The organism is Paenarthrobacter sp. PPS72 (assembly GCF_048537125.1).
Classification (GTDB): Bacteria; Actinomycetota; Actinomycetes; order Actinomycetales; family Micrococcaceae; genus Arthrobacter; species Arthrobacter nitroguajacolicus_E.
The window spans coordinates 71,384-95,878 of record NZ_JBLYIE010000005.1 but is presented as its reverse complement, the minus strand read 5'-3'; the positions used below and the strand labels follow the sequence as shown (position 1 = coordinate 95,878).

Annotated in this window: 18 protein-coding genes; 5 read left to right on the top strand and 13 right to left on the bottom strand. The window is 61.8% G+C overall.

Annotated elements, in window-relative coordinates:
- Positions 1 to 13 precede the first annotated feature (13 nt).
- The 4 genes from ACLRGI_RS03230 to ACLRGI_RS03215 all read right to left on the bottom strand — a co-directional run bounded on the left by ACLRGI_RS03230 (position 14) and on the right by ACLRGI_RS03215 (position 4,009).
- A complete protein-coding gene (locus ACLRGI_RS03230) occupies positions 14 to 742 on the bottom strand; it encodes an HAD family hydrolase (RefSeq protein WP_419200278.1) in 729 nt (242 codons plus the stop codon).
- A gap of 14 nt (positions 743 to 756) precedes the next feature.
- Positions 757 to 2,277 carry a glutamate--tRNA ligase gene (gene gltX, locus ACLRGI_RS03225; protein WP_419200277.1) on the bottom strand — a complete coding sequence of 507 codons (1,521 nt, stop codon included), beginning with the start codon at positions 2,275 to 2,277 and terminating at the stop codon, positions 757 to 759.
- 131 nt (positions 2,278 to 2,408) lie between these two features.
- The gene (locus ACLRGI_RS03220) at positions 2,409 to 3,185 is read right to left on the bottom strand and encodes a fumarylacetoacetate hydrolase family protein (RefSeq protein ID WP_419200276.1); all 777 of its coding nucleotides are present in this window, start codon (positions 3,183 to 3,185) and stop codon (positions 2,409 to 2,411) included.
- A 23-nt stretch (positions 3,186 to 3,208) separates the two neighbouring features.
- The gene (locus ACLRGI_RS03215) at positions 3,209 to 4,009 is read right to left on the bottom strand and encodes an MBL fold metallo-hydrolase (protein WP_419200325.1); all 801 of its coding nucleotides are present in this window, start codon (positions 4,007 to 4,009) and stop codon (positions 3,209 to 3,211) included.
- 200 nt (positions 4,010 to 4,209) lie between these two features.
- Here ACLRGI_RS03215 and ACLRGI_RS03210 point away from each other — a divergent pair, with 200 nt between their 5' ends.
- The gene (locus ACLRGI_RS03210) at positions 4,210 to 5,667 is read left to right on the top strand and encodes a hypothetical protein (protein WP_419200275.1); all 1,458 of its coding nucleotides are present in this window, start codon (positions 4,210 to 4,212) and stop codon (positions 5,665 to 5,667) included.
- 127 nt (positions 5,668 to 5,794) lie between these two features.
- Here the strand turns inward: ACLRGI_RS03210 and ACLRGI_RS03205 are convergent, their stop codons facing one another.
- Entirely contained in the window at positions 5,795 to 6,907 is a 1,113-nt protein-coding gene (locus tag ACLRGI_RS03205; RefSeq protein ID WP_419200274.1) for a branched-chain amino acid aminotransferase, read from the bottom strand.
- 118 nt (positions 6,908 to 7,025) lie between these two features.
- Positions 7,026 to 8,078: a 3-isopropylmalate dehydrogenase gene (locus tag ACLRGI_RS03200; RefSeq protein ID WP_419200273.1), complete on the bottom strand. Its 1,053-nt coding sequence runs from the start codon at positions 8,076 to 8,078 to the stop codon at positions 7,026 to 7,028.
- A gap of 135 nt (positions 8,079 to 8,213) precedes the next feature.
- Here ACLRGI_RS03200 and ACLRGI_RS03195 point away from each other — a divergent pair, with 135 nt between their 5' ends.
- The 4 genes from ACLRGI_RS03195 (at position 8,214) to ACLRGI_RS03180 (ending at position 13,465) form a co-directional block, all read left to right on the top strand.
- Entirely contained in the window at positions 8,214 to 9,398 is a 1,185-nt protein-coding gene (locus ACLRGI_RS03195) for a sensor histidine kinase (protein WP_419200272.1), read from the top strand.
- A 3-nt stretch (positions 9,399 to 9,401) separates the two neighbouring features.
- Positions 9,402 to 10,115 carry a response regulator gene (locus tag ACLRGI_RS03190; protein ID WP_419200271.1) on the top strand — a complete coding sequence of 238 codons (714 nt, stop codon included), beginning with the start codon at positions 9,402 to 9,404 and terminating at the stop codon, positions 10,113 to 10,115.
- Between the two features lie 86 nt (positions 10,116 to 10,201).
- Positions 10,202 to 10,996: an ABC transporter ATP-binding protein gene (locus ACLRGI_RS03185; RefSeq protein WP_419200270.1), complete on the top strand. Its 795-nt coding sequence runs from the start codon at positions 10,202 to 10,204 to the stop codon at positions 10,994 to 10,996.
- A gap of 3 nt (positions 10,997 to 10,999) precedes the next feature.
- Positions 11,000 to 13,465, top strand: a complete 2,466-nt coding sequence (locus tag ACLRGI_RS03180; protein ID WP_419200269.1) for an ABC transporter permease — start codon at positions 11,000 to 11,002, stop codon at positions 13,463 to 13,465.
- Between the two features lie 110 nt (positions 13,466 to 13,575).
- On the opposite strand, the gene metG is transcribed toward ACLRGI_RS03180, so the two are convergent.
- The 7 genes from metG to ACLRGI_RS03145 form a co-directional block, all read right to left on the bottom strand.
- Positions 13,576 to 15,135 (bottom strand): methionine--tRNA ligase, encoded by a 1,560-nt coding sequence (gene metG, locus ACLRGI_RS03175; RefSeq protein WP_419200268.1) that lies wholly within the window; start codon positions 15,133 to 15,135, stop codon positions 13,576 to 13,578.
- A gap of 34 nt (positions 15,136 to 15,169) precedes the next feature.
- Positions 15,170 to 15,925 (bottom strand): ABC transporter ATP-binding protein, encoded by a 756-nt coding sequence (locus tag ACLRGI_RS03170; RefSeq protein ID WP_419200267.1) that lies wholly within the window; start codon positions 15,923 to 15,925, stop codon positions 15,170 to 15,172.
- Positions 15,922 to 18,732 carry an FtsX-like permease family protein gene (locus ACLRGI_RS03165; protein WP_419200266.1) on the bottom strand — a complete coding sequence of 937 codons (2,811 nt, stop codon included), beginning with the start codon at positions 18,730 to 18,732 and terminating at the stop codon, positions 15,922 to 15,924. Before ACLRGI_RS03165 ends, ACLRGI_RS03170 begins: the two co-directional genes overlap by 4 nt.
- A gap of 209 nt (positions 18,733 to 18,941) precedes the next feature.
- Positions 18,942 to 20,537, bottom strand: coding sequence for a phosphoglycerate dehydrogenase (serA, locus tag ACLRGI_RS03160; protein WP_419200265.1), 1,596 nt, complete (start codon positions 20,535 to 20,537; stop codon positions 18,942 to 18,944).
- Between the two features lie 283 nt (positions 20,538 to 20,820).
- Positions 20,821 to 21,846, bottom strand: coding sequence for a ketol-acid reductoisomerase (gene ilvC, locus ACLRGI_RS03155; protein ID WP_026540216.1), 1,026 nt, complete (start codon positions 21,844 to 21,846; stop codon positions 20,821 to 20,823).
- A gap of 68 nt (positions 21,847 to 21,914) precedes the next feature.
- Positions 21,915 to 22,427 carry an acetolactate synthase small subunit gene (gene ilvN / locus ACLRGI_RS03150; protein WP_011775174.1) on the bottom strand — a complete coding sequence of 171 codons (513 nt, stop codon included), beginning with the start codon at positions 22,425 to 22,427 and terminating at the stop codon, positions 21,915 to 21,917.
- A 2-nt stretch (positions 22,428 to 22,429) separates the two neighbouring features.
- Positions 22,430 to 24,334 (bottom strand): acetolactate synthase large subunit, encoded by a 1,905-nt coding sequence (locus ACLRGI_RS03145; RefSeq protein WP_419200264.1) that lies wholly within the window; start codon positions 24,332 to 24,334, stop codon positions 22,430 to 22,432.
- Positions 24,335 to 24,495: the final 161 nt, after the last annotated feature.

Genomic DNA, 24,495 nt, shown 5'->3' with positions numbered 1-24,495 from the left:
CATCACACGATTCTTATGCTGGAGTAGGAGCCTTGGCCAGCAGCCGTGACAGGGAGTCCACTTGGCGTCCGGCGAAGTCTTCCACCGCTTCCCCTGTCCTGTTAAGCCACACGCCAATCAGGCCCGCCGCCGATGCGCCGTCGGCATCAAGCAACCTGTTGTCGCCCACATAGAGCGTCTCATCCGGTCGGGTTCCCAACAGGCGCACGCCTTCGAGGTAGATCGCCGGATCCGGCTTTGGCACACCTACTGTGTCAGTGCCCACAAGGACCTTGATCCTGGAGAGGCCGGCACCGTCCAGCTTGGCCCGCTGGTAATCATGCACATTGTTGCTGACGGCACCGTACGGAATCCCCGCGGCATCGAGTGCATCCAGCACGCCTTCAACGTCGTCGAAGGCCCGCACGTACGCCGTCTGGCGCTGGTGATACTCGGCCACCCACGTCCGGGACTCCTCGCCGTCCTGCAACTCAACGCCAAAATGTCCCAAAGCTGCCCGGCCACGCAGCAGCCTCTGCTCGTTGAACGTCAACTCGCCGGCCAGATACCGGTCGTAGAAGTGAGTAGTCTCGTGCGTAAAGATGCGCCCGAACTTCACCCACCCGGCCTGGTCCAGGCCGGGCAGGAGATGTTCGCTGACATCACGGAGTGCCGTGGTCATGGCGTACTCAAGGTCCACCAACGTGTCGTCGATATCGAACAGGACGCCGCGGATGGTGCCGAAACTACTTGAGATGGCCATGACTGGATCCGGTTCTAGCCGCGAAAGGCGCGGACACGGGCGAGTGAGGAGTCCTTGCCGAGGATCACCATGGATTCGAACAGCGGCGGTGAAATGCGGCGTCCTGAGATGGCGGTGCGCACAGGTCCGAACGCTGCGCGCGGCTTGATACCCAGGTCCTCAACCAAGGCCTTCTTGAGCGCCGTTTGGATATTCTCCGCGGTCCATTCCCCGATTGGCTCCAGCGCCGCCAAGGCAGCATCCAGCACTTCCTCCAAGTTCTGCGGAAGCCCCTTGCGGGCATCGTCCGCAACATCAATGGCGTCATCGGCCTTGAACAGGAAAGCCAGCATCTCGGGAGCTTCACCCAAGAGGGTGATACGTTCCTGGACCAAAGGAGCTGCCTCAGCGAGGATCTCTTCCTGCCGCGGAGTAAGGATTTCCCCCACGAAACCAGCAGCACGCAGGTAGGGTACCAACCGTTCCTTGAAGTCCTCAGGCGCGAGCATCCGCACGTGGGTTCCATTGATGGCTTCGGCCTTCTTGATGTCGAATCGGGCAGGGTTGCCCAGGACATCGTGGATGTCGAAGTTTGCCACGAGTTGCTCCACCGTGAAGATGTCCTCGTCCGCGCTCAGGGACCAGCCGAGGAGCGACAGGTAATTGAGCAGGCCTTCGGGGATAAAGCCACGCTCACGGTGCAGGAACAGGCTGGACTCGGGGTCGCGCTTGGAAAGCTTCTTGTTGCCCTGGCCCATGACGTAGGGCAGGTGGCCGAATTCCGGCATGTACTCGGCCACTCCAATGGCGTAGAGCGCACGGTACAGCGCAATCTGACGCGGGGTGGAACTCAGCAGGTCCTCGCCGCGCAGGACGTGCGTGATACCCATGAGGGCGTCATCCACGGGGTTCACCAGCGTGTAGAGCGGAGCGCCGTTGGCGCGGACAACGGCAAAGTCGGGAACGGAGCCGGCCTTGAAGGTGATCTCGCCGCGAACGAGGTCGTTGAACGTCAGGTCCTCGTCCGGCATGCGCAGGCGCAGCACGGCCTCGCGGCCCTCAGCCTTGAACTGGGCCACCTGCTCATCCGTCAGGTGCCGGTCGAAGCCGTCATAGCCCAGCTTCGGGTCGCGGCCGGCCGCCTTGTGGCGGGCTTCGATTTCATCAGGGGTGGAGTACGACTCGTAGACGTGTCCCCCGGCTTTGAGCTTGGCAATGACGTCCTGGTAGATGTCGCCACGCTGTGACTGCCGGTACGGCTCATGCGGTCCGCCAACTTCTACGCCCTCATCCCAGTTAATGCCGAGCCATTTCAAGGCATCCAGCAACTGGTGGTAGCTCTCTTCGCTGTCGCGGGCCGAGTCCGTGTCCTCGATGCGGAAGACCAGTTTGCCGCCGGTGTGGCGTGCATAAGCCCAGTTGAACAGGGCGGTACGGATCAGGCCAACGTGCGGTGTTCCCGTGGGTGACGGGCAAAAGCGTACGCGGACCGGAGTCTCGGCGTTTACGGCAGGAATGGCGCTGGAGGCAGCGTTCGACGCAGAAGCAGTAGTCATAGTGGTTCCAACTTTACCGCTTGGGATTGCATCAGTTTCCCGGCTGGAAACGTTCGACGGCGGCACCCGCCTTTCATGTGCGAGGCGAGTGCCGCCGTCGAGGTTTGGCGTCTTGAGGTTTTGCAGGGAGCCTAGCGGCGAACCACCGGGTTGGAGAGCCGGCCAATGCCTTCGATCTCCACTTCAAAGCGATCGCCCTCGCTGACCAGGCCGACGCCGGCGGGGGTACCGGTCATGATGACATCGCCCGGAAGCAGGGTAAATGCGTGCGAAACGATCGAGACCAGCTCGCGTACGCCGCGGATCATCTGGTTGGTGCTGCCATCCTGGCGGAGTTCTCCGTTAAGCCGGCCCTGAATGGCCAGGTCCTCGTGGTCGAGTTCGGTTTCGATCCATGGACCAAGCGGCGCGGAGGTGTCGAATCCTTTGGCACGGGCCCACTGAAGGTCTGTTTTCTGAACGTCGCGTGCGGTGAGGTCGTTGCCGCAGGTGTAGCCGAAGATGACGTCGTCCGCACGGTCCTCGGGAACGTCCTTGCAGATCCTGCCGATGACTACGCACAGCTCGGCTTCGAAGGAAACTTCCTCCGAGAACTCAGGCAGGATGATGGGATCGTTGGGGCCGATCACAGAGGTGTTGGGCTTCAGGAAGAGCAGCGGTTGCTGGGGAACCTCGTTGCCGAGTTCGGCAGCATGCTCCGCAAAGTTCCTGCCAACTCCAATGACCTTGCTGCGGGGAATGATCGGTGCGAGGAGTCGTACGTCTTCGAGCTTGTGCTTCACGTGGGTACGTTCGACGCCATTGAAGAAAGGGTCGCCGTTGATGACAGTGATTTCCTCACTGCCGGGCTCGCCTTCAACAACGCCGTAAAGGGGATCAGAATCAACTACAAACCGGGCGATACGCATGGGCTCAAGCCTACAGTCCGGGTTCAGCTTCGGAGGTAATCCAACTGGGCTGCGACGGAAGTCTCCGCCGCCCACCTGACCGAAGGGTCGACGTCGGGATAAACCGCATCAGTGACCGCCGCGATGGAGGCCTCCACTCCGAGGTGTCCCAGCGCCGTTCGGATTTGCCCGAGCCTCTGCTCACGATGCTCACGGTACTCGCGGCACTTCCCGTCCAAGGCCGGGAGCACAGGCCCATGTGCGGGCAGCAGTGTTGCGGGCCCCAGCGCTTCCAGCCTGTCCAAGCTTGCAAGGTAGTCCCCCAGCCGGCCATCCGGATAGTCCAGCACGGTGGTGCCGCGCCCCAGGATGGTGTCGCCGGTAAGGACGGATCCGGCAGGGCCGTCATCCGGGAGATGGAAGCAAACCGAGTCAGATGTGTGGCCCGGGGTCGCCAGCACGTGGACTTCAACGCCACCCGCCGTCAGCACTTCGCCATCCATCAAGGGCTCACCACCGTGGCAATGCTCCGGCAATACAGCACGGACCGGTGCCCCGGTGATCCGGTGAAAACGCGCAGAGGCCTCAGTATGATCAGCATGCCGATGCGTAATAAGGACTACATCCACAACCCCTGCCGATGCCAGGACAGCCAAGTGTTGTTCGTCTTCAGGACCCGGGTCCACTATGGCGACGTATGGGGAACCCGGGGCGCCAATGACATACGAGTTGGTACCGTCCAGGCTCATCGGGCCAGGGTTCGGGGCTAAGTGGAAACGGGTGAGGTCGCTGCTGCGCTGCAGGGAAGGTGGGTCATTGGTGGGTGGGTTACCGGAAGTCGCCATTGATTCTGAAGTCACTGTCCCATCTTGGCACTGAAACACCCCTCACTCACATCCCAAGCCCTACTAGCATGATCCGCGGATCTCAATAATCCAGATAGTGGACTATTTGCCGGCAGTTTCCACTTCTTGACGTATGTGATCGTACACTCCCAGTAAGTAGTGAGTTCTTCCACTCACTCGATTTATCTCCAGGGGGAAGCATGGTTCATCCGGTTATGCGACGCGTGCAAGGTACGGCAATCACAGTATTGATTCTCGGGCTTTCCTTAACTGCGTGTTCCGGCAAGACCCTTCGGGTCGACGGTAAAGAAGTCCAAGGCTTTGACAAGTCGATCGCCGCTCTGGACGACGCCTGGAAGCAAAGCGTTACGGACGGCGTGAAAGCCAGCATCAGCGAAGGCGATGGTTCTCGCTGCTACGGTCAGGTCAACGGCGAGGTGCTCGCCAGCAAGGCCATCTGCGGTCCGGTCCACTATCTTGGCAGCGACGAGACTACTTGGGACACCGTCTCCCTTAAGACCGTCCCCGGAGACTCGTTGGAAAAGATCAGAACCGAGAAAGACTCCGGTTTCTACACAGGCCAGAAGAACGATAACTCCACCCTGTACCGACCGGATGGAAAGCAACCCCCGAACAACCCCGACATTCCGGAACCGGATGCTGAGACAGCTGATTCGGGGCAGGCCATCTGGATCCAGAACTCCGGTCCGCAAGCCCCCACTGGTTCATCAACCGATGCGGAGAAAGCTACGATGATCGTCACGCCAGATGCGATGATCATGCTGCAGGCCCCCAAAGTCACCGACCGCATTGGCGGCCCTTTGGATCGTCGCAAGGCAGGAGACGGCCACAAGTTCGGTTCACTCATGCTAGGTCTCGCGGACTCAGGGAGCAACACCGGCGGGGGAAAGAGCGGCCCGGAGAGCAAAACAGTGCTTGCCTTCACCGCTGGCGGCAAGAGCTACAACGTGGGCAAGCCGCAGAGCGGGACTCTGGCCATGTCAGTTCCGGGGGACGGAAAGGACTTGGCCCTCACAGTCACCTACGAAGGCAAGACACAGACATTGTCGCTTGCTGACGGTACTCTCGACTCAAAGTCCAGCGCCCTCACCTACTACGACGGCTACGATTCCACCTCGGCAGGCTCAGGCAAAGTAGGGGACCTGAAGATCGAGAAGAACAATGGTTTCGACCTGACATTCTATGGAACCAGCTACACCGCTGAACGTCTTCCCTACGACCCGGCAGTCGGCTGGGCGCCGGAAGGGAAGACTTGGTTGAAGATCAGCGGCAACCCCAGCATTAGCGGGATGCAGTGGCGTCCGGATAAAGGTTACGACAACGGCTACTACACCGTAACTCAGGATATTGCTCTGGGAACCGTCACGAATGTCAGCGGTGAGCCGTTCACCGTAGATCTCACATCTCACCAGGGACAGCAGGCTTCCGGCGGAATCTTCGGCAGTTCCAACGGAGTTAATGCCATCTTTGAGGTTCCTGCAAAGGCAAAGGACTTCAATGCTTCATTCACTCTTCGCGCCACCGGAACCCTCAGGAAAGATCAGTCCAATAGTTCAGCACCAGCCAGCGGAACCTTCGACAGTCCGGTGAAAGACCTCCAGTTCACATTCCCGCAGGACAACGGCAAACAAGGCTGATTAGCCTCAGAATGTATCCATCACAGGCGTTCAAATCGGTAGCGGGAAATTTTCTAAAACTGAGCGGCGGCCCTTCCGCTTGTTGCCAGGTGGAAGGACCGCCGTCGTAAGTTTTGTTTGCCGAAAGCTAGACCAGTCGGGTCAGCCAGCCGTGGGTGTCCTCCACGGTTCCGGTCTGGATACCCAGGAGCTGCTGGCGGATGGCCATGGTGGTATCGCCGGCCTTCGCGTCCTCGGAGCCGATGAATTCCGTGGCGTCCTTGAGCACACCGATCGGGGTGATCACTGCTGCTGTGCCGCAAGCAAAGACCTCGGTGATCTCGCCGGAGGCAACGCCGTCGCGCCACTCGTCCAAGGTGATCTTGCGCTCGGTAACTTCGCGGCCCATGTCCTTGGCCACCTGGATGACGGACATGCGGGTGACGCCTTCAAGGATCGTCCCACTCAGGGCGGGAGTGACCAGGGAGCCGTCCTTCATGACGAAGAAGACATTCATGCCGCCGAGTTCTTCCACGGCGTCGTCATTGAAGTGGTCCAGGAACAGTACCTGCTTGCAGCCGTTGGCTTCGGCTTCCTGCTGCGCGATCAGTGACGCTGCGTAGTTGCCGCCGCACTTGGCCGCACCGGTACCACCACGACCCGCACGGGCGTATTCGCGGGAGATCCAGATGGAGACGGGCTTAAGCTCGCCGCCGAAGTAGTTCCCGGCAGGAGAAGCGATGACACGGAACGACACTTCGCGGGCAGCACGCACACCCAGGAACGCTTCCGTGGCGATCATGAACGGGCGCAGGTAAAGGGCTTCACCATCACCGGAAGGAACCCATTCCTTGTCAGCCTGCACCAGTTCGCGGATGGCGCCCAGGAAGTACTCCTCGGGCAGCTCCGGCAGGGCCAGGCGACGCGCGGACTTGTTCAACCGTGCCGCGTTGGCTTCAGGACGGAAGGTCCACACGGAACCGTCAGCGTGACGGTAGGCCTTCAGGCCCTCGAAGATCTCCTGGCCATAGTGCAGGACCGCAGCCGACGGATCCAGGGAAATGGGTCCGTAAGGCTCGATCCGGGCGTTCTGCCAACCGCCATTTCCATCGGCGTCAACCTTGTAGTCAACGACGGCGGTGTGGTCGGTGAAGTAATCGCCGAAGCCCGGGTTCGCCAGGACGGCTGCACGCTCCTCAGCAGACTTCGGGGTATCCGAAAGCTGCTGGCTGAATTCGACGCCATGGGCAGTCTGAGTCATGTTTCCTCCACAGTCAGCTACCTGGCAGGGCGAACCGGGCCCAAAAAGGGTGTGGTTCAGCGATGGACCAGGGAAGCAGGTAAATAATTCAACACAAGCTTACGCCTGAGTAATGGGCCTAAAGTGCGGCTGCAATGGCATCGCCCACGGCAGCTGTGCTGCGCGGCCCGCCGGTGCGGCTTTCGACGTCGGCGACTACTGCCGCCTCGATCTTGCGGGCCGCCGTGGAATAGCCAAGGTGGTCCAGGAGGAGCACCGCGGAGAGGATGGCCGCGGTGGGATCGGCTTTCTGCTGTCCGGCGATGTCCGGGGCTGAGCCGTGGACGGGTTCGAACATGGACGGTGCCGTGCGGTCCATGTTGATGTTGCCCGATGCCGCCAGGCCGATGCCGCCGGTGATGGCAGCGGCGAGGTCGGTAAGGATATCGCCGAACAGGTTGTCGGTGACGATGACATCGAAGCGGGATGGGTCGGTCACCATGAAGATGGTGGCGGCGTCGATGTGCAGGTAGTCGTGGGTGACCTCCGGGAATTCCTGGGCCACGGCCTCGACTGTCCGCTTCCACAAGTGCCCGGCGAAGACCAGCACATTGTGCTTATGGACCAGCGTGACGTGCTTGCGCGGACGCTCGCTGGCGCGGCGGAAAGCATCGCGCACTACGCGCTCCACGCCATGTGCCGTGTTGAGGGAAACTTCCGTGGCCACCTCGTGGGGAGTGCCGCCGCGCAGGGTGCCGCCGTTGCCCACATAGGGACCCTCGGTTCCTTCTCGGACCACAATGAAATCGATGCTGCCGGGGTTTGCCAGGGGGCTGCCGACAGTGCCGTACAAACGGGAAGGCCGCAGGTTCACATAGTGGTCCAGGCTGAACCGGAGCTTGAGCAGCATCTCACGTTCGATGATGCCGGAAGGGATACGGGTATCGCCCGGGGCTGCGCCCACTGCTCCAAAGAGGATGGCATCGCGGGTGCGAAGATCTGCCAGAACCTCGTCCGGGAGGGTCTCGCCAGTCTCAAGCCAGTGCTGTGCACCAAGCTTGTAGTTGGTCAGTTCAAGGGAGACGCCTTCGGCGGCGACAGCCTTTTCCAGGACCTTGACGGCTTCGGCGATGACCTCGGGGCCAATGCCGTCGCCAGGGATGACAGCGAGATTGATGGACGTTGCACTCATAGCTCTATCTAGCCAAGCAATCCACATGCTGGTCAAAATCGTCTCACTCCTCGAACAGTCCGTAAAGGTGTGCCGCGGAGGAGAGTCAGACCACGGCATGATGCCCACCCGGGAGCAAGCACATAGAGTCATAGCGTGGACAGAAGGCACGAGATATACGAGTGGTTCCGGATCAACCGCTTCAAAGTTGATATGACGGCCACGTGCCTCCTCATTCTCCTCTTTGGTCCCGTCTATCTGATCGCGGACCGGCCATGGCTGTTCCTCTTATCCTGCAGCCTCCTGTTGCCCCTCGCCTGGCGACGCACCCGCCCGGCAGTGGCGGCCGGCGTCGTGATCCTGGTGTGCCTCATCCAGTGGGCGGTGGGCGCCGAACCCGTCGCCGGACAAATTGCCGTCCCGTTGGTCATCTACGCCACAGCTGCCTACGGCCCCACGTGGGCGAGCCGAACGGTTCTCCTGGCCGGACTGCTGGGCGGGGTCATGCTCACTACCCGGCTCTTTTCAACCACGGTCGAGTCCGGCATCCTGGGCCTCACCATCGGCGCGCTTTATACCGTGCTTATCTGGATGCTGGTGCTGGTGAGCTGGACGCTGGGCGACCTTACACGCGTACGCCGGCTACAGCTTCAGGCCCTTGAGGACCGCACACGGCGACTGGAAGTTGAGCAGATGCAGGAGCGGAAACTGGCTGCTGCCGATGAACGTTCCCACATTGCCCGGGAAATGCACGACATCGTGGCCCACTCGCTGTCCGTCATCATCACCCAGGCAGACGGGGCCAGGTATGCTGCCGCTGCCAAGCCCGAACTCGCTACCGAAGCGCTGGCCACGATTGCAGCCACGGGCCGGGATTCGCTGGGCGAAATGCGACGATTGCTGGGCATCCTCCGCTCCGACGACGACTCCCCTACCCGCCCGCAGCCCCGGCTTTCGGACCTGGACGAACTCCTCCTCGGCTTCCGCGCCGCTACATTGCAGGTGGCATTCGAACAGATCGGCGTACCCCGCAGGGCCCTTCCGGCCGGAGCGGAACTCACGGCTTATCGCATCATCCAGGAAGCCCTGACCAACGTCATGAAACACGCAGGACCTAAGGCGACGGCAAGTGTCACCTTGATGTGGCAGGCCCGCGGCCTGCAGCTGGAGATCATCGACGACGGCCGGGGCGCCGCTGCTGATCCGCCCACGGCAGGCGGCGGTAACGGGCTCCGGGGAATGGGTGAGCGCGTCTCCCTCTACGATGGTTCCTTGACCGCAGGCCCTGAACAGGGCGGCGGGTTCCGCGTGTCCGCTTTTATCCCGTATTCGGAGGCCTAAGCCATGCCTGAAGTTCCTGCGCCCATCCGGGTGGCACTCGTTGATGACCAGCACTTGGTTCGATCGGGTTTTGGCATGCTCATCAATTCACAGCCGGACCTTGAGGTAGTGGCCGAGGCAGGCAACGGGATCGAGGCCGTCCAGGCCCTGAACGCCACTGCTGCCGATGTGGTCCTGATGGATGTCCGCATGCCTGGAATGGACGGCATTGAAGCGACCCGCCGCATTCTGGAACAGGCAGCGGCACAGCCTGCCGGTTCTCAGCGGGCCGATGTCAAAATCGTGGTGCTCACCACCTTTGACCTGGACGAGTACGCCCTTGCCGCCATCCAGGCAGGCGCCAGCGGATTCCTCCTCAAGGATGCACCGCCGGAAGAACTGCTCGAGGCCATCCGCACCGTATACCGCGGAGACGCCGTGATTGCCCCTTCCACCACCAGGCGCCTGCTTGACCACGTGGCGCCACTGCTGAGGACCCAGACTCCGGAGCAGACTGAGCATGCTGCCGCCGTCGATCGCCTTACGGCCCGCGAGCGCGAGGTGTTCCAGCTGATCGCGCAGGGACTATCGAATCCGGAGATTGCAGCGGCTCTGTTCCTCTCCGAGGCCACGGTCAAGACTCATGTGGGGCATATCCTGGCGAAGCTCGGCGCACGGGACAGGGTGCAGGTGGTAGTCATTGCGTATGAGACCGGTGTTGTAGCTCCCGGGACCTAATGCTCAGACCACGGTATGAGCAACCCTTCCGGATGATGGGCCCTTGGCCCGATCCGGCAGGGCGGCCCGAAACATAGCGTGGAACCATGACAACATTCACGTCTCTCCCCCACCCGTCAGGAACCAACCGGCCGGCAGGCTCGCAAGACGCCCGGGCTCGTCCCGCTGTGGAGGCTCATGAGCTGACCAAGAGCTACGGCCGGGCTGATACCACCGTCACTGCGTTGAACAAGGTGTCCGTGAGCTTCGATGCCGGAAAATTCACTGCCATTATGGGACCGTCCGGTTCCGGCAAGTCCACCCTGATGCACTGCCTTGCGGGTCTGGACACATCCGATTCCGGACGGATTGTGCTGGGCGGCACTGAACTGACGGGGCTTAACGACCGTCAGCTCACCGCGCTCCGCCGCGAGCGGATCGGTTTCGTTTTCCAGGCGTTCAACCTGGTGCCCACCTTGACTGCCGAGCAGAACATCACGCTGCCGCTGGCCCTGGCAGGAACGACCGCCGACGCCGGGTGGCTGGATACCGTCGTAACAACACTTGGGCTCAAAGACCGTTTGAAGCACCGGCCCCATGAGCTCTCCGGCGGCCAACAGCAGCGGGTGGCTGTTGCCCGCGCACTACTGACGCGTCCCGACGTCGTGTTCGGTGATGAACCCACCGGCAACCTGGACTCAAGAGCTGGCGGAGAGGTCCTGGCATTGCTGCGCAGGAGCAGCCAGGAGATGGGACAAACCATCATCATGGTCACGCATGATCCTGTGGCAGCCAGCTACGCGGATCGCGTGGTATTGATGAGTGACGGTGGCTTGGTGGGCGAAATTCATGATCCCACGGCGGACTCCGTGCTGGCTGCCCTTGGCAAGCTGGGGGCATAAGGCATGCTGCGTGTTGCCCTTTCCCAATTGACCACCCATTTCCGGCGGTTCGTCGCCATTGGGCTAGCCGTCATGTTGTCTGTCATGTTCCTCTCGGCCACGCTCATGGTGGGGGCGAGCACCAATGCGTCCCTGGGCGCGAGCATCGGCGAGGCGTACCGCAATGCCGATGTTGTGGCTACCTCCAGGAACGGAGAACCGTTCACCCAGGCCGCGGTGGACGCGGCGGTTTCGTCGCCCGCGGTCCAGGACGGCTATGCCGAACGTTCCACCTACGTCACCTTCGTGGCTGGCGGTGGTGAACAGTACGGTCGGCTACGCAATGCCGCACCGGCATCCTTGGAGGGTGTGGTGATTTCCTCCGGATCCATGCCAACGGGTGCCTTGGAAGCGGTCATTGACGTCAAGACGGCCGAGCACCTGGGTCTCACGGTCGGCAGCACCTTGGAGCTGCGGGGTGCAGGACCAGTCAAGACCGCGAAGGTGACCATTTCCGGCCTGATGAAGGCCACCAACGACCCCTTCTCATCCTCGGCTGCCCAGCTGGTGGGTTCCGCGTCCGTCCTCAACGCGGTCCAGGACGCGGGCGCCGGATATTCAGGGCTTCAGTTCGTACTCAAGCCCGGGGAAGACGTCTCCACCGCGAAGGACTACATCGCCCGGCGCATGGAAGCAGCAGGGGCTATTGACCCGGTGCTGGAAACGGCGCAGGAGAAAGTCACGTCCACGGTGGCCATGCTCAGTGCCGGCCAAGACCAACTGACTGTTGTCCTTCTCGCCTTCGCTGGCGTGGCCATCCTCGTTTCCACCCTGGTGGTGGCCAATACGTTCTCCGTCCTGGTGGCTCAACGGACCAGGGAATTGGCGTTGCTCCGATGCCTGGGAGCCGGCCGGGCACAGATCCGGGGGTCAGTCATGTTGGAGGCCGTCGTTGTCGGTTTCATTTCCTCCGTCCTGGGCGTGGTCGCTGCCACTGGTCTGATGACCGGCTTGATTGCGTGGGCCAAGTCCCAGCCTGAGCAGGCGTTCGCTACGTTGGCGGTACCGCCGTCGGCCATCATTGCCGGCCTGGTGGCCGGAACGTTACTGACCGTCGTGGCTGCGCTGGTACCCGCGAAGGCGGCCACTGCGGTCGCTCCGCTTGCCGCCCTCCGTCCGGCCGACGACGCCTCCGTAGGCAATCGTCGCGGCAAGGTCCGATTGGTCCTGGGCTTGGTGGCCCTGCTGGGCGGAGCAGCGTTGCTGGTGTACGGCAGCATGAATGTTTCTTTGCTGGTTGCGCTGCTCGGTGGTGCGGCCTCGTTTGTGGGCATACTCCTGTGCGCTACGCTGTTCATCCCCTCCGTGGTGGCGCTGGCCGGCCGCTTGGCTGCGCCGGCAGGTGTGCCTGGCAAACTCGCCGCAGTCAATGCGACGCGTAACCCTGCCCGCACCTCCGCTACTGCCGCTGCGCTCCTGATCGGCGTCACCTTGGTCTCACTCATGATGACCGGGGCGGCAACATCCAGGCATGCGTTCAACGACACCTTGGCGGAAAACTACCCGGTGGACCTATCGGCTGAGACCGCCGTGGACGGGGCCGATCCGGCCCAAGCACTATCCCGGATCAAAGGACTCGACGGTGTCAGCGGTGCAGTGCTCCTGCAGCCAGTGGGAACACTGACCACTGCAGTGGCGTCCGACGGCGGTGCAACCGTCTACGGTCTCTCCGCCTCCGAGGCCGCTTCCGTGGTGCGCGATAACCACCTGAAGCCGTCCCCGGGCACCGTTTACCTGCCTGAGGATTCTCCGGAAGGCCCGGCAAGCATCACGTCCACGTCCGGTGCCGTTTCCCTCAATGCCAAAGTCCTGCGTACCCGCCACGTGCCCGCCTTCATTGAAAGCTCCAGCATCTCCGCCGGGGCGCTGCCGGAAACGCCGGGCATGGTGTGGGTGAAACTGGATGATTCCGTCTCCGGGGACCGGGTTCAGGCCCTGCAGAAGGAGATCGCGGCAGCCTTGGGCGTACATGAGCGCACTGTCAGCGGGGCCGCAATTGAGCGGGTGACCTTCAACAGCATCATCGATGTCCTGTTGCTGGTAGTCACAGGACTCCTGGGCGTTGCAGTGGTGATCGCTTTGATCGGCGTAGCCAATACGTTGTCGCTCTCAGTCCTGGAGCGGACGCGGGAAAACTCCTTGCTCCGTGCCCTTGGACTTACCAAGGGCCAGCTCCGCGGGATGCTGGCAATCGAAGCGGTGCTCGTCGCCGGTGTGGCCGCAATCATGGGTGCAGGCTTGGGCATCGTCTACGGCTGGCTCGGCGCGCAAGCAACCCTGGGAGGCGTAGCCACTGTTGTTCCCGCAGTGCCGTGGCTCCAATTGGCCGCGGTTTTTGGGGTGGCAGTGGTGGCTGGGCTCCTGGCTTCAGTGATTCCTGCCCGGCGCGCGGCACGGTTGTCACCGGTGGAGGGACTGGCCACCGCCTAAACGCCCGCCCGCCTCATTGCACTCACAAGAAACGCTCTCTCACTAGCCCGGTTGGACCGGAAGGAAGTGAGAGAGCGTTTCATGTTTAAGGCTGTTATGTGACAGAGGGTCTATGCCTCGGCGGGTTCCTCGTAACGCGGGAAGAGCGGAGCCGGCGCGGGAAGTTCAGTACCGGCAACGATCGGTGTGGCGATGGCGGCGAACTGACGCGACTCACCTTCCGGTTGCCCGAGCACCTCAAGAAGCTTCGCGGACGACGACGGCATGACCGGCTGGGCGAGTATCGCCACAATGCGGACAACCTCCAAGGTGACGTACAGGACCGTGTTCATGCGATCTATATCCGTCTTGCGCAACACCCACGGAGCCTGTTCTGCAAAATAAGCATTGCTGTCGCCCAGGACAGTCCAGATCGCCTCGAGCGCCCTGCTGAATTCCTGCTTGTCGAAGGCGGCACGGGCGGTCTCCAGCAGTTCCCCGGCCTTCGCCAGCAGAGCGCTGTCCTCGGGGGTGAACGCTCCGGGAACCGGAACCTTGCCGTCGCAATTCTTGGCCACCATGGACAGCGAACGCTGGGCAAGGTTACCGAAGTTGTTGGCCAGGTCCGAGTTCATGCGGCACACAATGGCTTCGTGGTTGTAGTTGCCGTCTGCCCCGAAGGGAACTTCACGGAGGAAGAAGTAGCGGCAGTGGTCCAGGCCGTACTGCGCCACAAAATCCTGCGGCGCCACAACGTTGCCCAAGGATTTGGACATCTTTATTCCGTTGTTGGTCAGGAAGCCATGGATCATGACCCGCTTGGGCAGTTCCAGCCCGGCGCTCATGAGGAACGCGGGCCAATAAATGGCGTGGAAGCGTGAGATGTCCTTGCCAATGACGTGGACATCGGCGGGCCAGAACTTTTTGAAGGACTCAGACTCGATGTCCGGGTAGCCGACGCCGGTCAGATAGTTGGTGAGCGCGTCAACCCAGACGTACATGACGTGCTTTTCGTCGCCCGGAACCGGGACGCCCCAGTCGAACGTGGTACGGCTGATGGACAGGTCTTCCAGGCCACGCCTTACGAAGCTGATGACCTCATTGAAACGGGATTGCGGCGCGCCGAATTCAGGCTGTTCCTCATAGAGGGCAAGGAGTTTGTCCTGGTAGTTGGAAAGCCGGAAGAAGTAGCTTTCCTCAGCCGTCCAGGTGACAAGCGTGTCCGTCTCCTTGGAGTAGCGGAGACCGTCCTCCTTGACCACGGTATCGTCCTCGACGTAATAGGCCTCGTCGCGGACGGAGTACCAGCCCTCGTACTTGGACAGGTAAATGTCGCCGTTGGCTTCCATCTTCTTCCAGATGGCCTGCGAGGCGGCGTAGTGGTCCTGATCCGTGGTGCGGATGAAACGGTCGTGGGATATCCCCAGGTCTTGGCTCATCTGCTGGAACGCTGCCGAGTTGCGGTCAGCGAGCTGCTTGGCAGTGATGCCCTCTTTCTCGGCCGACTGCTGCATCTTGAGTCCGTGCTCGTCCGTCCCGGTCATGAAGAACACCTCATGGCCGTCAAGGCGCTTGAAGCGCGCCATGGCATCAGTCGCGATGACCTCATAGGCGTGGCCAATGTGCGGCACACCATTGGGGTAGCTGATTGCGGTGGTGATGTAGAACGGGGATTTCTCTGGAGACGTCACTCTAAGAAGTTACCTTTTTTTGGGATGAAAAAGCTTAGTTAAGTTCTGTCAGCGTATCGCTGAGCCGTACCAGCTCATGGTCGTGGGAGGCAACCATGACGGCAATGCCATCGCTGGTGGTGTCCTTAAGAATGCCGATGATGCGGTTGGCTGCCGCGCGGTCGAGGCTGGCCGTGGGCTCATCCACCACCAGGACGCGGGTTCCCAGGATCAACGCGCGGGCAATCGCTACACGCTGGCGTTCGCCACCGGAGAGCTGGGCGGGACGGTGACGCATGCGGCGTCCGAGGCCCACCAGGTCCAGGAGGTCCTTGGCCATCTCAGTACGCTGCTCCACTTCGCCATCGGGCACAGCGGGGAGCAGGACGTTCTCCAATGCGCTCATGCCGTCGATCAAGGCACCGCCTTGGTCCACGTATCCAATCAATGCCCGGCGGCGGTCCGCGATCTCGTCGTCGCCCATGGTGTCCAGCGCCTGGCCCTCCCAAAAGACCTTGCCCGACGTCGGGAGCGTAAGTCCAGCGCTCACCGTCAGGATGCTGGTCTTACCGGAGCCGCTTCGGCCGGCGATACAGTGCATCTCGCCGGCATGCAGTGTGAGATTGAAGTCGTCTACAACGTCCACTTCCTCGGCGCCGCCCTTGTCACCACCGTAGTGGATGGTGACCCGACTCAGTTCCAAGGGGGTTGCGTGATCCGTTGCCCTCACGATGGTGTTGGCACGGGTCTGCAGCGACTCTTCCGCGGATTCCGGGGTGGCCGCCAGCTCGGGGTTGAGGTTGTCAGTCATTTGACTACTTTCGTTGCAATCGGAATCCAGCAAATTACGGCCAGCAAACCGGCCAGCCCGGCCCAAAGAGCCGCGTAGGGAGCCAGGAGCAGTCCCAGTCCCAGGGCGCCGAGGACACCCAAGGGAAGTGCCACGGTGCCCACAAGTGCGTTTTCAAAGAAGCGGACCTGGCCAAGCATGTCCGGGTTCCAGCCCATGGCGCGCAGGGTACCGAGGTACTCCCGTTTGGCGTGAAGTTCGAAGCGGCCGGTGACCAAAGTCAGGAGGAGGCCAACAACCACGCCGAAAACTGCGAGGATGACGCTCGGCAGTGCGATGCTGGCTGCGGCCAGACCGCTCAAGGCACTGGCGCCGGCTGCGCGGGGAATGTCGATCAGGAGAGCAATCAGGGCACCCACTGCTGCACCGAACACACCGACCGCCACGGCCAGAGAGATCGAGTTGAAGCGGTTTGTGGTGAGCTGCCTGTTGGCGAACGTCAGGGGCGAGTCCACTGTCACCAGGCGTTCATCGTGCTGCGGTTCCTGATCAATGACCACTCGGTGGCGCAGCTGTTGGGCGGCCAGCAATGCGGCAGCGCTGTAGATAACAAGCATCGTGACCGAGACGATTACAGTGGCAACGTTCCAGCTCAACAAGCTAAGAATGACTCCTGCTGCTGCGAGGGCAGCAGCTCCCACAGCGAATTCTTCCAAGACCCAGGAGCGGATCCGTTTCTGCGTCCACCCCATGGCGCGGAGAATTCCGGCTTCGCTTCGGCGTTGGCGGATATAGCTGACTGTAGAAGCACCGGTAAGAAGAGTTGCCCCCAGCAGGGTCAGGAACAGCAGGGTGATATTGGTACCGGTAAGGGAACCCGAGACGGCGTCGGCCGCATCCTGACGTACCCAGGACTGCTGGACGGTGCCCAAGGGTGATTCCTTGCCGGCGTCGTCCTTGCTGTAGCCAGGGACAAAGATATTGGCATCTTCACGTGCTGAACCAGCCACGACGGTAGCCTCAAGTCCGAGCTCGCGGATCTGGGTGGCCAGCTTCTCCACTTCAGGCTGTGCCGTCTTCCAGTTGCCGTTTGCAGAGGCCTTCACACGGATGGCGTCGATGACATCGGCATTGCTGTCGTAGCCACGCGCTGCTGCGAGGCCGTAGTAATCGGTAATGGCGCCTGCGGACTGGCTCACCAGACCTGTAGCGCTCAGGGACGGCTTCAGTTCCGCGCCCTCCACCTTTTTGCCCTCAGCGTCCTTGCTCAGCGTCATCGGCGTCGGGTCATAGCCACCCAGGGGCAGCTTGTTGACGTCGCCGGCAGCAGCCTTGACCGCGGCAGGATCGAAGGTGCCGTACACCATTGGCAGCGGCGTGGCCGGCTTCTTGCCGGTTTCGAGGTCTTCGCGGTAGGAACGCTCCTCAACCGGCTCACGCTGGGTTTGGTCTACAGGTGCCCCGAAGGAGGACTTTTCAGGGAGACGGTTTACCGTTACCCAGTCCCCCGGTGTGGCGCTCTTCTCAGAGGCGCCGTTGGACGCTTCGTCGCCGTCCTTGTATTTTGGAGCGGCGGCAAATGCCGTGCTCCAGGTGGCCGGGTTGTACAGACCCTGGCTGAAGGAGGCCGTGCTGCCCAGCAATTTGCTGTAGTCGGTAGATCCCGGCCATTCGAGGGCAAACGGCGACTTGGACACGAACGGGAGATAGTCCTGGTCCAGGGACCGTGTCACGGTTCCCACGTCATTGACCACCTTGCCGTTTGCGTCCAGTTCCTCGATTTTAACCGAGTATTTCAGATCAAGGGAGGTACCGGAACGGACAATCAGCGGGATGGCTTTGGATTGGTCAGTTAGAAGGCCGTCGCGCTTGGCCTGCTGGTACTGCGTCATCAGCGGCGCCCAGTATTTTAGCTTGACCCCCAGGAAATCCGGCCCTTGTTCCAACTGGTCCATGCTGAGGCCGGTGGTGAAGAGACTCTCGAAGTGGCGTCCGATGGCACCGGCGTCCCGGGCATCTGCCGGAGGAGCTTTCTCAAGAGGTGCCAGGAAATCTCCCGCTGAGCCCAGCAGCGCCCGCTCAGCGGCGGGGTCCACGGCTACCACGGACTCTGTCACCTCAGGCGCCAGCGGAAGCGCCACGGTGAGGTTGAAGAGATTGTGCTCCGAGCCCAGGGCCGGGGCCGGGAACTTGACGCCTGTCTCGCCCTCGGGGCCCGCGATTCGAACGTTGGTACCCCCCGCAGTCTGTTCCTCGATCAGCCGGCCCTTGCCAAGGGTGCCTTCAGCGCTGGTCTTGAAAAGGGTCTGCTGGTTCGCTCCGTCCGAGCTCGTGGCCGAGGCGGTCAGGCGGTACCTTTTCGGGGAATCAGGCAGTACGGATTCGGGGGCAGGCCACTTGCCGGGGTCCATGGCGGAGGGATCCCCTGCCGTCATCGCGCCGGCAAGGCCTGCGTTATAGCCGAGGTAGTCCATGGCGTTCAGGCGCGGGGCCTCAAGGTTTTGCGATACACGCGAGACCAGGCTGATGGGAGCGGCCACGGACGTTTGGTCCATGGTCCGGATCTTCTCCAACTGCTCAAAGCTGATGCCGCCTTGGCCGTTGGCAATTTCCGGTTGAATCAATGCACCGCCGTCGCCATCTCGTGGCTGGTCAGGTTTCGCCTGGACCAGGATGTCGTAGAGTCCCCGCGAGTTCTCGTCCACTGTCCTGTTCAGAGCCGCCTGCGACTGGCTCTGGACGAGGACGGACAAGCACATGGCGACGATCAAAATGGCCGCGGTCAGCAGCAGCACACGGCTTCTGATGAACCTTTGGACGGCGTTCATTGGGCTCCCTGAGACCTTGATTGCGGGCGCGCACACGCGCACCGTAATTCCTCAAAAAACACAGAGGAATACCGGGCTGTATGTGCAAAAAGTTGTAGCCGGCCTGCTGCCGGGTCCGATTCCCGGACCCAGCCATTGTAAGCAGACCGGCCACTCCTGCGTGCCAAGGTGTGTCGCCGGCACGCGAACCTAGCTGATGAGGATCAGTGCTAGTCCTCCAGGTCCACCTCGCGGACCATCTCTGCGCCGATACCGGCCTTGATGGCTTCAAGTACCTGCTGGGGAACGGAACTGTCGATGGTCAGGAGCGCGAGAACCTGGCCGCCTTCAGTCTGGCGGGCCACCTGCATTCCGCCGATATTGATGTTGTTCATGCCCAGGATATGTCCGATGGTACCGATCACACCCGGACGGTCCGCGTAGGCCACAACAACCAGGTGCTCGCTGATGGGGATCTCGACGTCGTATCCATTGACGCCGACCAGCTTCTCCACCTGCTTCGGACCCGTCAGGGTACCGGCAACAGAGATCTGGGAGCCGTCGCTGAGGGCACCACGGATGGTCAGGACGTTGCGGTAGTCCTCGGCATCGGGGGTGGTGATCAGCCGGGTGTTGATTCCGCGCTGTTCGGCGATCACCGGTGCGTTCACGTAGGAGACCTGTTCCGTCACCACATCGGCGAACACGCCCTTCAGTGCGGCCAGTTCGAGCACCTTGACGTCCAAGGCAGCAATTTCGCCGGCGACCTCGACGTCGATCTGGGTCAGGGACGCGTGGGTCAGCGCAGTGAAGATCCGGCCGAGCTTTTCGATCAGCGGGATGCCCGGGCGTACATCCGGAGCGATGACCCCGCCTGCAACGTTTACGGCATCGGGCACCAGTTCACCGGCAAGGGCAAGGCGGACCGACTTAGCCACCGACACGCCCGCCTTCTCCTGCGCCTCATCCGTGGACGCACCGAGGTGCGGGGTAACAACCACGTTGTCGAGTTCGAAGAACGGCAGGTCCGTGCTGGGTTCCTTGACGAAGACATCCACGCCGGCACCGGCGATCTGACCTTCCTTCAGCGCGGTGTAAAGGGCTTCTTCGTCCACAAGGCCGCCACGTGCCACGTTGATGACATAGGCGGATTCCTTCATCTTGCGGAACGCGTCAGCGCCCAGCATGCCTACAGTTTCCGGCGTCTTGGGCATGTGGATGGTGATGAAGTCGGAGTTTTCCAAAAGGTCATCCAAGGTCACCAGCTTGACGCCCAGCTGGGCTGCACGAGCGGCCGTGATGTAGGGGTCATAGGCGAGGATCTCAGTTTCGAATCCCTGCAGACGTGCTGCTACCAGAGCGCCGATGCGGCCCAGGCCGATGATTCCGATCTTCTTCTCGAAGAGTTCAATGCCGGTGTACTTTGAGCGCTTCCACTCCCCGTTCTTCAGCGCCGAGCTGGCCTGGGGAATGTGGCGGGCGAGGCTCAGGATGTGGCCCACCGTGAGCTCTGCGGCTGACACGATGTTGGACGTCGGGGCGTTGACCACCATGACGCCTGCCTGCGTTGCGGACTTGATGTCCACGTTGTCCAGCCCCACTCCGGCGCGGGCGATGACCTTGAGGTTCTTGGCCGCAGCGATGGCTTCGGCATCCACCTGGGTGGCCGAGCGGACCAGGATGGCGTCCACGTCGGCAATGGCGGACAGCAGCTGGGAACGGTCGGCGCCGTCGGTCTGTCGGATTTCAAAGTCCGGGCCCAATGCCTCGACTGTGGCGGGCGAAAGTTCCTCGGCGAGGAGGACGACGGGTTTGCTGGCTGACACGGGGTGGCACCTTACTTTGGACAACTTTGGACAGAACTGGACAAGGAGCGGATGCGTGGCCCGGGGTACGGCGCCCGGACCAGCCCAGAATATCGAATCCGGGCAGGGTTTCCGGTGCCGGGGAGGGATGTTACGGCCGGACCGGTAGTTGTTGTGAAGAAGTTCACAGCCAAGGTGGCTGATCAAGACGGTGGGGAATTACTGGAGAAACGACGACGCCCGCCCGGCTGTGTTCACCGGACGGGCGTCGTAGTGCGCGGGCGGTCAGGCCAGCGCCAAAGGATCAGCGGGCTGCGGAACCTTCAACGTAGTCAGCGTCCTGCTGCTGCCAGGAGAACAGGGAGCGCAGTTCGCGTCCGACCTCTTCGATCGGGTGCTGCTCAGCCTTGGCCCGCAGTTCCTTGAACTCCGTGCCACCGTTGTCCTGGTCGTCGATGAAGCGCTTGGCGAAAGCACCGCTCTGGATGTCGGCGAGGACAGCCTTCATGTTTTCCTTCACCTCGGGGGTGATGACGCGCGGGCCGGAGACGTAGTCGCCGTACTCTGCGGTGTCGGAAACGCTCCAGCGCTGCTTGGCAATGCCGCCTTCCCACATGAGGTCAACAATGAGCTTGAGCTCGTGGAGAACCTCGAAGTAGGCGATCTGCGGCTGGTAGCCGGCTTCGGTCAGGGTTTCGAAGCCGTACTGGACGAGCTGGGAAACGCCGCCGCAAAGGACGGACTGCTCGCCGAAGAGGTCGGTTTCGGTCTCTTCGGTGAAGGTGGTCTTGATGACGCCGGCGCGGGTTCCGCCGATTGCCTTGGCGTAGGACTTCGCCAGGTCCCAGGCGGAACCGGAGGCGTCCTGCTCAACAGCGATGATGTCCGGGATTCCGCGGCCGGCTTCGAATTCGCGGCGCACGGTGTGGCCCGGAGCCTTCGGGGCGATCAGGATAACGTCAACGCCGGCCGGAGCTTCAATGTAGCCAAAGCGGATGTTGAAGCCGTGTGCGAAGGCAAGTGCCTTGCCCTCGGTCAGCTTGTCCTTGATGGAGTCGTTGTAGATCGCACGCTGGTGCTGGTCCGGTGCCAGGATCATGATGACGTCTGCCCATTCGGCAGCGTCCGCAACGTTCTTGACAGTGAAGCCTGCATCCTCGGCCTTTGCGGCCGACTTGGAGCCGTCCTTCAGCGCAATAACGACCTCGACGCCGGAATCGCGCAGGTTCAGTGCGTGGGCGTGGCCCTGGGAGCCGTAGCCAACGATGGCTACCTTGCGGCCCTGGATGATCGACAGGTCAGCGTCGTCGTCGTAGAACATTTCAGTCACTTGCGTAACTCCTCTTGAGTGGTTTTTCGTAGATATTGATAGTGGTGCTGCGGTACTGGACGCAAGGCTCACGCGGAGCGGAGCGCCCTGTCACTCATGGAGCGGGATCCCCGTCCAACGGCCAAGGTGCCGGACTGCACGATTTCACGGATGCCGAACGGCTCGAGCACTGAGAGCAGTGCGGCGAGCTTCTCGGGGGTACCGGTTGCCTCAATCACCAACGAGTCTGTGGACACGTCGACGACGGCGGCACGGAACAGGTCTGCAGCCTGGGTAACCTGCAGACGTGTCGCGGCATCCGCACGTACTTTGACCAGGATGTGGTCACGTTGTACGGAAGATTCGGAAGTCAACTCAACAATCTTGATGACGTTGACCAACTTGTTGAGCTGCTTGGTGACCTGTTCGATGAGGTCGCCGTCGGCGTCGACGACAACCGTCATGCGGGACATGCCAGGGACCTCAGTCGGTCCCACAGCCAAGGAATTGATGTTGAACGCCCGCCGGGCGAAGAGGCTGGCCACGCGGGTCAGCACGCCGGGCTTGTCTTCTACCAGAACGGACAGTGTGTGACGGCTCATGCCTAGTCCTCCTCTTCCCATTCCGGGGTCATGTTGCGGGCAACCTGAATCTGGTCGTTGCTGACGCCCGAAGGCACCATGGGCCACACCATCGAGTTGGGGCTGACGACGAAGTCGATGACCACGGGGCGGTCGTTGATTTCGAGTGCCTTCTGGATGGTGGCATCGATGTCTTCATCGCGCTCACAACGCAGTGCTGCGCAGCCGTAAGCATCGGCCAGTTTCACGAAATCCGGAATACGGACGGTGTCGTGGCCTGTGTTCAGGTCCGTGTTTGAGTAGCGACCCTCGTAAAACAGCGTCTGCCATTGGCGGACCATGCCCAGCGAGGAGTTGTTGATGATGGCGACCTTGATCGGGATGTTGTTGATGGCGCAGGTGGCCAGTTCCTGATTGGTCATCTGGAAGCAGCCGTCACCGTCGATGGCCCAGACCACGCGGTCCGGTTCACCAACCTTGGCGCCCATGGCTGCCGGAACCGAGTATCCCATGGTTCCTGCGCCGCCCGAGTTCAGCCAGGCGTGGGGGCGTTCATATTTGATGAACTGCGCGGCCCACATCTGGTGCTGTCCCACTCCGGCCACGTAGATGCCTTCAGGACCCGTCAGTTCGCCGATGCGCTTGATCACGCGCTGCGGGGCAGTAAGCCCGTCCTCGGGTTCCGTCCAACCCAGCGGGTAGGTGTCGCGAAGGTTACCCAGGAAAGCCCACCAGGAGTCCAGGTCCGGCGTCCCACTCAACTCAAACTGCGTCTTCACGGCCTCGGTGAGTTCCGGGATGATTTCCTTGACCGAACCAACGATCGGGACGTCGGCCGTGCGGTTCTTGGAGATTTCCGCGGGGTCGATGTCCGCATGGATGACCTTGGCAAACGGGGCAAAGGTCTTCAGTACGCCGGTGACCCGGTCATCGAACCTTGCGCCGAGCGTGATCAGGAGGTCGGCCTGCTGGAGCGCAGTCACGGCGGACACGGAACCGTGCATTCCGGGCATGCCCACGTGCTGCGGATGCGAATCAGGGAAGGCACCGCGCGCCATCAGCGTGGTGACTACCGGAGCGCCGGTAGCCAGCGCGAGTTCCATCAGTTCTGCGGAGGCGTGGGCCTTGACTACACCGCCACCCACGTAGAGGACCGGCTTGCTTGCGGCAGCGATCAACTTGGCCGCTTCACGGACCTGCTTGTTGTGCCCGCGCACTACGGGGCGGTAGCCGGGCAAGTCCACCTTCGGAGGCCAGGAGAAAGTCATCTGGCCAACCTGGGCGTCCTTGGCGATATCCACCAGGACAGGTCCCGGGCGGCCCGTGGACGCGAGGTGGAATGCCTCTGCCATGACGTGCGGGATGTCATTGGGGTCCGTAACCAGGAACGAGTGCTTGGTGATGGGCATAGTGATGCCCACGATGTCCGCTTCCTGGAAGGCATCGGTGCCGATGACTCCGCTGGACACCTGGCCGGTGATGGCCACCATCGGCACAGAGTCCATGTGGGCATCCATGATGGCGGTAACGAGGTTGGTGGCACCGGGTCCCGAGGTGGCGATGCAAACGCCAACCCGTCCGGTAACCATGGCGTAGCCTTGCGCGGCGTGGCCGGCTCCCTGTTCGTGACGGACCAGGATGTGATTCATGCTGGAAGCCATCAAGGGGTCGTAGGTGGGCAGGATCGCGCCACCGGGCAAACCGAAAATATCGTCCACGCCGAGTTCTTCGAGCGAACGGACAATTGCTTGTGAGCCGGACATCACCGTTGGGGGTACAACGGTGTTCGGCCCAAGTACAGGAGAGAGAGGTGCAGCAGCGTCGACGACGACGGCCTCAGCCGTACGGTCGACCTTTTCCGGAGCTTTGTGGGCTCCAGCGGACTTTGCAGCCATCAGCGAGGGGCTGATCGGCGATCCTTTGCTCATCGGACTCTTCCTTAGTGGATCTACATAGATGGGTCTTGCTTCGGGGAATAAAAAAACCCCTCAGCCTTCCGGCTCTTCGAGGGGTTTGCGCGTGACGGTTCGTTACCAGTCGGGCTAAGCCACGCGCTTGGTAAGGACGACGATGCCGACGGTAACGAATG

Coding starts and splice junctions, on each gene's coding strand:
- ACLRGI_RS03230 (WP_419200278.1), bottom strand. CDS start 742: ATGGCCATCTCAAGTAGTTTCGGCACCATCCGCGGCGTCCTGTTCGAT.
- gltX (WP_419200277.1), bottom strand. CDS start 2,277: ATGACTACTGCTTCTGCGTCGAACGCTGCCTCCAGCGCCATTCCTGCC.
- ACLRGI_RS03220 (WP_419200276.1), bottom strand. CDS start 3,185: ATGCGTATCGCCCGGTTTGTAGTTGATTCTGATCCCCTTTACGGCGTT.
- ACLRGI_RS03215 (WP_419200325.1), bottom strand. CDS start 4,009: ATGGCGACTTCCGGTAACCCACCCACCAATGACCCACCTTCCCTGCAG.
- ACLRGI_RS03210 (WP_419200275.1), top strand. CDS start 4,210: ATGGTTCATCCGGTTATGCGACGCGTGCAAGGTACGGCAATCACAGTA.
- ACLRGI_RS03205 (WP_419200274.1), bottom strand. CDS start 6,907: ATGACTCAGACTGCCCATGGCGTCGAATTCAGCCAGCAGCTTTCGGAT.
- ACLRGI_RS03200 (WP_419200273.1), bottom strand. CDS start 8,078: ATGAGTGCAACGTCCATCAATCTCGCTGTCATCCCTGGCGACGGCATT.
- ACLRGI_RS03190 (WP_419200271.1), top strand. CDS start 9,402: ATGCCTGAAGTTCCTGCGCCCATCCGGGTGGCACTCGTTGATGACCAG.
- ACLRGI_RS03185 (WP_419200270.1), top strand. CDS start 10,202: ATGACAACATTCACGTCTCTCCCCCACCCGTCAGGAACCAACCGGCCG.
- ACLRGI_RS03180 (WP_419200269.1), top strand. CDS start 11,000: ATGCTGCGTGTTGCCCTTTCCCAATTGACCACCCATTTCCGGCGGTTC.
- ACLRGI_RS03170 (WP_419200267.1), bottom strand. CDS start 15,925: ATGACTGACAACCTCAACCCCGAGCTGGCGGCCACCCCGGAATCCGCG.
- ACLRGI_RS03165 (WP_419200266.1), bottom strand. CDS start 18,732: ATGAACGCCGTCCAAAGGTTCATCAGAAGCCGTGTGCTGCTGCTGACC.
- ilvN (WP_011775174.1), bottom strand. CDS start 22,427: ATGAGCCGTCACACACTGTCCGTTCTGGTAGAAGACAAGCCCGGCGTG.
- ACLRGI_RS03145 (WP_419200264.1), bottom strand. CDS start 24,334: ATGAGCAAAGGATCGCCGATCAGCCCCTCGCTGATGGCTGCAAAGTCC.